The 7759-nt window shown below is 74.9% G+C and carries 5 protein-coding genes and 1 pseudogene; all 6 read left to right on the forward strand.

The features are described from left to right. A pseudogene (locus KBX39_RS16810) lies at positions 1-193 on the forward strand (pyrimidine reductase family protein); the annotation flags it as partial. Between the two features lie 645 nt (positions 194-838). Next, positions 839-2587: an ATP-binding protein gene (locus tag KBX39_RS16815; protein WP_043325613.1), complete on the forward strand. Its 1749-nt coding sequence runs from the start codon at positions 839-841 to the stop codon at positions 2585-2587. An 11-nt stretch (positions 2588-2598) separates the two neighbouring features. Beyond that, on the forward strand, positions 2599-3747 hold the full coding sequence (locus KBX39_RS16820; protein ID WP_043325615.1) for an exonuclease SbcCD subunit D: 1149 nt from the start codon (positions 2599-2601) through the stop codon (positions 3745-3747). After that, positions 3747-6221, forward strand: coding sequence for an AAA family ATPase (locus tag KBX39_RS16825; protein ID WP_210871442.1), 2475 nt, complete (start codon positions 3747-3749; stop codon positions 6219-6221). The genes KBX39_RS16820 and KBX39_RS16825 overlap by 1 nt, the downstream gene beginning before the upstream one ends. Continuing rightward, entirely contained in the window at positions 6218-7189 is a 972-nt protein-coding gene (locus KBX39_RS16830; protein ID WP_210871444.1) for a hypothetical protein, read from the forward strand. Before KBX39_RS16825 ends, KBX39_RS16830 begins: the two co-directional genes overlap by 4 nt. Beyond that, the coding region (locus KBX39_RS16835; RefSeq protein ID WP_210871446.1) for a spermidine synthase at positions 7189-7759 on the forward strand (571 nt) is incomplete at its 3' end. The genes KBX39_RS16830 and KBX39_RS16835, both read left to right, overlap by 1 nt.

The raw sequence follows: 7759 nt of genomic DNA on the forward strand, positions 1-7759 counted from the left end.
CGACGAGCTGTGCCTGACCGTGGCGCCGCTGCTCGCCGGCGCCGGCCCGGGCCGGATCACCGCCGGGGACGCCAGCCCGCCCCGGCACCAGCCGCTGCGCCACGTGCTGGCCGCCGCCGACGGAGTGCTCATGTTGCGGTACGCCCGCGACCCCGCCGACCCCACACCCGCCGGATCCGCCCCCGCCGCCTGAGCCGCACCCCGGCACCCCGGCACCCCCGCACCCCGGCACCCCCGTGATCTTGCACTTGAGGCCCCGACTGCGCCCGTTTCGCGCTGAATTGCGGGGGCCAGAACTGCAAGATCGCGCTAGTCGGGGAGCAGCGCGGCTGGGGTCCCCTGCGACGGCCTGTCGTGGCGAGCGCCTTCCGTCTCGCGGGAAGGGCGTTCCGTTAAGTGAGATCCGTGGAGATCTTGGTAGGAAAGGGCCCCCATAGGTGCCCTTTCCTGCCAAGATCTTCGCGACTCTCAGGAGGCAGGACAGAGTTCCTGCGTTCCGAGACGGCTCGGGAGCGGACGGCAATCGCCACGATCTCGGGCCAGCCGGGCGGCGAGTGGAACGCGACGGGTGACACGGGCGCGGAGACGACCGGCGCCTCGCGAGCAGTCGTCATGGGCAGCGCTTGTCACCTGTGCCGCCGACACCCCGCGCCACGCGACGGGCCCATAGCCGAAACAACGAAAACGTACGCACCGTGGCCGGGCGGATCCGGGCGGCTACCGTTCGGCGCACGCTCGGCGTGGCGTCCGCCGCGTCGCGTGGCAACCTGTCGCATCCCTCGGGCAGGATGCACGACGTGCACCGCCAACGGTACGACCAGCCGACCGGAGACCGCCGATGACCGACGACCAGCTCGACGGGCCCGGCGAGGGTGTCGGCCGGGTGCTCGGCACCGCCGACGCCACCCCGCTCACCTTCTGGACGGCTGTCGCGCCGGGCAGCTACCTGCAACTGGACGACGTGGTGGTGACCCGCCGCGACCTGCCCGACCGGGAGCCGGTGACGATCGCCGGGGTGGTTACCCAGGTGCGTGCCCGGCACGAGGGGGCGCAGTTCGACTCCGACGTCTTCGCCATCGCCGACGGCACGCTGCCGGCGCAGGTGCAGGAGGCGGCCGAGGTGACGACCACGCGGGTCGACCCGGAGTTCTACGTGCCGCCGACGCCGGGCGCCGTGGTGCACCGGGCCGAGGGTGACGCGCGGGCGCGGGCGCTGCACTTCGACCGGATGGAGCGGCGGATCCCGATGGGGATGGGCCGCGACGGGGTGCCGGTCTACCTCAACGCCGACTTCCTCGACGGCACCCGGGGCGCGCACGTGTCGATCTCCGGCATCTCCGGCGTCGCGACCAAGACGAGTTTCGCCACGTTCCTGCTCTACTCGGTGTTCCGCTCCGGCGTGCTGGGCGGCGACGCGGTCAACGCGAAGGCGCTGATCTTCAACGTGAAGGGCGAGGACCTGCTCTTCCTCGACCACCCGAACAGCCGGCTCGACGATCCGACCCGGGCGGCGTACGCGAAGCTGGGCCTTGATGCCGGCGCGTTCCCGGACGTGCGGGTGTACGCCCCGCCGCGGGTCGGCGACTCCTCCGGCACGCCGGATGTGAGCAGCCGGCTCACCGGGGTGGACAGCTTCTACTGGACGCTGTCCGAGTTCTGCGCCGACCGGCTCCTGCCGTACGTGTTCGCCGACGCGGACGACGAGCGCCAGCAGTACACGATGGTGGTCCACTCGGTGGCCGCGCACCTGGCCCGTTACGCCCAGCCGGCCGACGGCGGGGTGAGCATCGACGGGGTGCGGCTCGGCTCGTACGCGGATCTGGTCGACCACGTGGTCGAGCAGCTCAACGACGACGAGACGCGCGGCGAGTGGGCGGGCAGCGCGGTCGGGCTGGGCACCGTGAACGCGTTCGCCCGGCGGCTGATCGGCAGCAAGAAGGACCTGGGCCGGTTGATCCGTGGTGACCTGGCGACCCGCCGCCCGCACTCGATCAACACGGCGGAGAGCGCGCAGGTGACTGTGGTCGACCTGCACAACCTGCCCGATCGCGCGCAGCGGTTCGTGGTCGGTGTGACGCTCAAGAGCGAGTTCGAGCGCAAGGAGAAGGCGGGCACCGCCAAGCCGCTGCTGTTCGTCGTGCTGGACGAGCTGAACAAGTACGCGCCGCGGGAGGGCTCGTCGCCGATCAAGGAGGTGCTGCTCGACATCGCCGAGCGGGGCCGCTCGCTGGGCGTGATCCTGGTCGGCGCGCAGCAGACCGCCAGCGAGGTGGAACGGCGGATCGTCACCAACTCGGCGATCCGGGTGGTGGGCCGGCTCGACCCGGCCGAGGCGTCCCGCCCGGAGTACGGCTTCCTGCCGCCCGCCCAACGGCAGCGGGCGCTGCTGGCCAAGCCGGGCACGATGTTCGTCAACCAGCCGGACATCCCGGTGCCGCTCTGCCTGGAGTTCCCGTTCCCGGCGTGGGCCACCCGGGTCTCGGAGGCGGGCCGCGCGCCCTCGGAGACGCTACGGTCGATCACGCAGGCCGCCGATCCGTTCGCGGTGGTCGGCTCCGGCTCCTCCGACGACGACATCCCGTTCTAGGCGGCACCCAGATGAAGATCCTGCACACCTCCGACTGGCACGTCGGCAAGGTCCTCAAGGGGCAGTCCCGGGCCGAGGAGCACAAGCAGGTCCTCGCCCAGGTCATCGAGATCGCCCAGCGTGAGCGGCCGGACCTGGTCATCGTCGCCGGTGACCTGTACGACACCGCCGCGCCCACCCCGGAGGCGACGCGGCTGGTGACCCGGGCGCTCACCGCGTTGCGGCGAACCGGCGCGGACGTGGTGGCGATCGGCGGCAACCACGACAACGGCGCGGCGCTGGACGCGCTGCGCCCGTGGGCCGAGGCGGCCGGGATCACGCTGCGCGGCAGCGTCCGGGAGAACCCGGACGAGCACGTCGTCGACGGGGTCACCGCCGGTGGGGAACGCTGGCGGCTGGCCGCGCTGCCGTTCCTGTCCCAGCGGTACGCGGTGCGCGCGGTGGAGATGTACACGCTCACCCCGGCCGAGGCGAACCAGACGTACGCCGACCACCTGGGCCGGGTGCTGGACCGGCTCGCCGAGGGGTTCACCGAGCCGGACCGCGTGCACCTGGTGACCGCGCACCTGACAGTGGTCGGGGCGAGCACCGGCGGCGGCGAGCGGGACGCGCACACGGTGCTCGGATACGCGGTCCCGGCCACCGTCTTCCCCGGCAACGCGCACTACGTGGCGCTGGGTCACCTGCACCGCTCGCAGCGGGTCATCGGCCCGTGCCCGATCCGCTACAGCGGCAGCCCGCTCGCCGTCGACTTCGGCGAGCAGGAGAACGTCAGCTCGGTGACGATCGTGGAGGTCACGGCGACCACCGCCGCCCGCATCCGGGAGGTGCCGGTGCCGGGCGCGGTGCCGCTGCGCACGGTACGCGGCACGCTCGCGCAGCTCGCCGAGATCGAGGCGCCGGAGGGCTGGCTGCGCGTCTACGTCCGGGAGCAGCCCCGGGCCGGGCTGCGCGAGGAGGTGCAGGAGCTGCTGCCCCGGGCGCTGGAGATCCGGATCGACCCGGAGCTGGTGCCCGCGCCGGGCAGCGGGACCCGGACGGCCCAGCGGGCCGGGCGGTCGCCGGGCGAGTTGTTCGGCGACTACCTGGACAGCCGCGGGCACGCCGACGAGGGTGTCCGGGAACTCTTCGACGAGCTGCTCGAGGAGGTGGAGCACTGATGCGGCCGATGCGGCTGGACATGGCCGGGTTCACGGTGTTCCGCGACGAGACCACTGTCGACTTCACCGACGCGGACTTCTTCGCGCTGGTCGGGCCGACCGGTTCGGGCAAGTCGACGGTGCTCGACGCGATCTGCTTCGCGCTCTACGGCACGGTGCCGCGCTGGGGCGGCGCCCGGGGGCTGGCGAACGCGCTGGCGCCGTCGGCCACCGAGGCGCGGGTCCGGCTGGTGTTCGAGTCCGCCGGGGACCGCTACGTGGCGACCCGGGTGGTGCGCCGGGACGGCCGGGGCACCGTGAAGACGGCCAACGCCGGGCTGCAGCTCATGCCGCCGGGCTTCGACGTCACCAAGCTCGACACCGGGCTCAGCCCGGACGATCTGGGCGAGGTGGTGGCGGGCACCCCGGCCGAGATGGAACAGGCGGTGCTGGACGCGGTCGGGCTGCCGTACGAGCAGTTCACCTCCTGCGTGGTGCTGCCGCAGGGGCAGTTCGCCGACTTCCTGCACGCCAAGCCGGCCACCCGGCAGCAGATCCTGGTGAACCTGCTCGGGCTGGGCGTCTACGAGAACGTGCAGAAGAAGGCGGTCGAGCGGGCCGGGCAGGCCGAGGCGAAGCTGGAGACCGTCGACAAGCTGCTCGGCGGGCTCACCGACGTCGACGACGAGAGTCTGGCCGCCGCCCGGGAGCGGGTGGACGCGATGCGGGAGCTGGCCGCAGCGGTCGCTGCCGCCGTACCCGAATGGGAGCGGGCCCGGGCGACGGCGGGTGAGCGGGCCGCGGCGCTGGCCGCCCTCGACGCGGAGCTGGGTGTGCTGGCCGGGGTGCGGCCGCCGGACGGCACCGCCGAGCTGGCGCGGGCGGTGGCGGCGGCCCGGGTGGCCGCCGACGAGGCGGCGGCCACGGTCGGGCTGGCCGAGGAGCGCGAGGAGAAGCTGCGCGGGGAGCTGACCGCCGCCGGTGACGAGAGCGCGTTGCGGTTGCACCTGAAGGCGTACGCGGACCGGGACCGGCTGACCGCGGAGGCGGCGACTGTGCGCGCGGCGGTGGACGCGGCGCGCGGCGAGCACGACGCGGCAGTGGCGGCGCTGGCGGCGGCGCGGGCGGACGCGCAGCGGGCCGAGACGGAGCTGGAGTCGGCGTTCCGCGCGCACGAGGACGCGAAGGCCGCCGACCAGGCGGCGGCGCTGCGGGCGCACCTGGTCGACGGCGCGCCCTGCCCGGTGTGCGAGCAGATGGTCACCACCGTGCCGGCGGTGCCGACGGGTTCGGCGGTGAGCCGGGCGATCGAGGCGGGCAAGGCGGCGCGGGCGGCGAGCGAGGCGGCGAAGCGGGTGGTGCAGGAACGCGACGCCGCGGCCCGCGAGCTGGACCGGGTGCTGCTGCGCGCCCGGACCCAGCACGACCAGCTCGGCGCGCGCCTGGCCGAGCTGGACGAGCAGCTCACTGACGCGCCCGCGCCGGAACGGCTGCGGGAGTCGCTGGCCGAGCACGCGCGGCTGCGCGCCGCGCTGGAGGAGGCGGCGGGCGCGGTGCGGGCCGGGCGGGAGGCGGCCCGGCGGGCGCGGGGCGCGCTGGACGCCGCGCAGGATCGGCTGCGCCGAGCCTGGCGTGACTTCGACGCGGTACGCGACGGGCTGGCCCGGTTCGGGCCGCCGGCCGCCGACCGGGACGACGTGGCGGCGGCGTGGACGGCGCTGGCCGACTGGGCGGGCGAGCAGGCGCGGGCGCGGCGCGCGGACCGCGACGGGCTGGCCGAGTCGGTGGAGGCGGCGCAGCGGGCCGCGGCCGAGGTCGCCGACGGGATCGCCGCGCTGTTCACCGCGGCCGGGCTGGACGCCCCGCAGGACGCGCCGCGCGACGTGGCGGTGGCGGTGGAGCGGGCCGAGGCGGAGTTGCGCCGCCTGGACGAGCGCCGCGAGCAGGCCGCCGGGCTGCGGGAGCAGCGGGCCGGGCACGAGCACGAGGCGCGGGTGGCGCGGGCGCTCGCCTCGCACCTGCGGGCGAACAACTTCGAACGCTGGCTGCTCACCGAGGCGCTGGACCTGCTGGTCGACGGCGCGTCGCGGATCCTGCGGGAGCTGTCCGGCGGGCAGTACGACCTGGTGCACGACAAGGGCGAGTTCTTCGTGGTCGACCACCACGACGCCGGGCTGCGGCGCGGGGTGCGCACGCTGTCCGGCGGGGAGACGTTCCAGGCGTCGCTGGCGCTGGCGCTGGCGCTGTCCGAGCAGCTCGCCGGCATGTCCACCACCGCGGCCAGCCTGGAGTCGATCGTCCTGGACGAGGGTTTCGGCACGCTCGACGCGGCGACGCTGGACACGGTCGCGGCGACGCTGGAGAACCTGGCCGCCCGGGGCGACCGGATGGTCGGCGTGGTCACCCACGTGCCGGCGCTGGCCGAGCGGATCCCGGTCCGGTTCGAGGTGCGCAAGGACGCGCGGACGGCCCGCGTGGAACGGACCGGCCTGTGACGTCACAGTCGCCGGCGTTCTTCGTCGACGCCTGGGATCCGGCCTACGGCGCGTCGTTCGAGGCGGCCGGTGGGGCCGGTCCGGCCGCGCCGAGCAGCGCCCAGGTGGACGCCGACATCGAGCTGCCGGCCGCCGACTGGCGGGCGATCGGCCCCCGCGCGGGCGTGCGGTCGCCGGACGTGGTGCTGCTCGTCGACGGGGTACGCCGGATCGACGCCAGTGTCTGGACGGCCGAGGAGGACGGCGGCTCGTTCCCCGGCATCGCCGCCTCGTACGCGGCCGGTGTGGTGCGCTGCGACCTGGACCGGGGCGCCGCCGAGATGGCTGGCGCCCGGGTGGGCCGGGGCCTGTTCACGGCGAGCCCGTCGGCGCAGGACGTGGTCGCCGGGACTGTGCGTTACCCGGTGCACCGGGTCAGCGGCACCGGTGAGCTGAGCAAGCTGCCCGCGGCGGTGCAGGCGCCGCTGACCGCGCTGGAGGTGGCCGTCTCCGACGCGGTACGCACCGACGGCGACCTGCTGGTGGTGGACGGCCCGCTGCGCAGCCGGCGGAACCTGCCGCGCACGCTCGGGTACATCAAGACGCAGCACAGCCAATACCTGGACGGGCGGCTGACCGCAGTGGTGACCGGGCTGGCGCCGGGTGAGCGGTGCCCGGTGTTCCGGCTGGGCACGGCGTGGGGCGGCTGGTCGTGGTATCTGCGCCTGCCGGTGCGCGCCGGGGCGCCGTGGGCCGGGATCGTGCGGGTGGAGTGCTCGGCCGACCTGACCGTGCCGGAGGCGATCGCGCTGGCCGACCTGTCGCTGGTGACGCTGCCCCGGTTCGCCTCCACCCCGTACAAGGATCCGCGTGCGCCGCAGAACCTGGTGCCGATCGCCGGGCTGGAACGCCGGTTGCGCGGGATGCTCGGCGACGCGCGGCTGCTGCACCGGGTGCTCACCGCGGCGGCGCGCGGAATGCGGCGCTGATGGGCCGGCGACGCGACGCCGACCGGGTGGTGGCCGACGTCGACACCGGGCGGGCCGAACTGGTGCCGGACCGGGACCGTCCGGGCTCGTGGACGTTGCTGCTGGACGGTGCGCCGCAGTCGCATGTGGACCTGACCGATCCGGCTCACCTGGAGTTCGAGTACGTCCGGCGGCTGGCCGCCGCGCTGGACCTGGTGGCGCCGGCCGGGGCGCCGCTGCGGGTGCTGCACCTGGGCGGCGGCGCGCTCACCCTGCCCCGGTACGTGCAGGCCACCCGCCCGGGTTCGACGCAGCGGGTGTCCGAGGTGGACGGCGCGCTGGTGGAGCTGGTCCGCCGCGAGCTGCCGTGGCCTGCCGATCCGCGACTGCGGGTACGGGTGGCCGACGCGCGGGCGACGCTGACGTCGAGCCGGGACGGCGCGTACGACGTGATCGTGGCTGACGTGTTCGCGGGTGCCCGTACCCCCGCGCACCTGACCTCGGTGGAGTACGCCGCCGAGGTGGCCCGGGTGCTGGCGCCCGGCGGCAGCTATCTGGCGAACGTGGCCGACGGCCCGCCGCTGCGGCACG

It is taken from the genome of Micromonospora sp. D75, from assembly GCF_018070405.1.
Taxonomy (GTDB): Bacteria; Actinomycetota; Actinomycetes; order Mycobacteriales; family Micromonosporaceae; genus Micromonospora; species Micromonospora chalcea.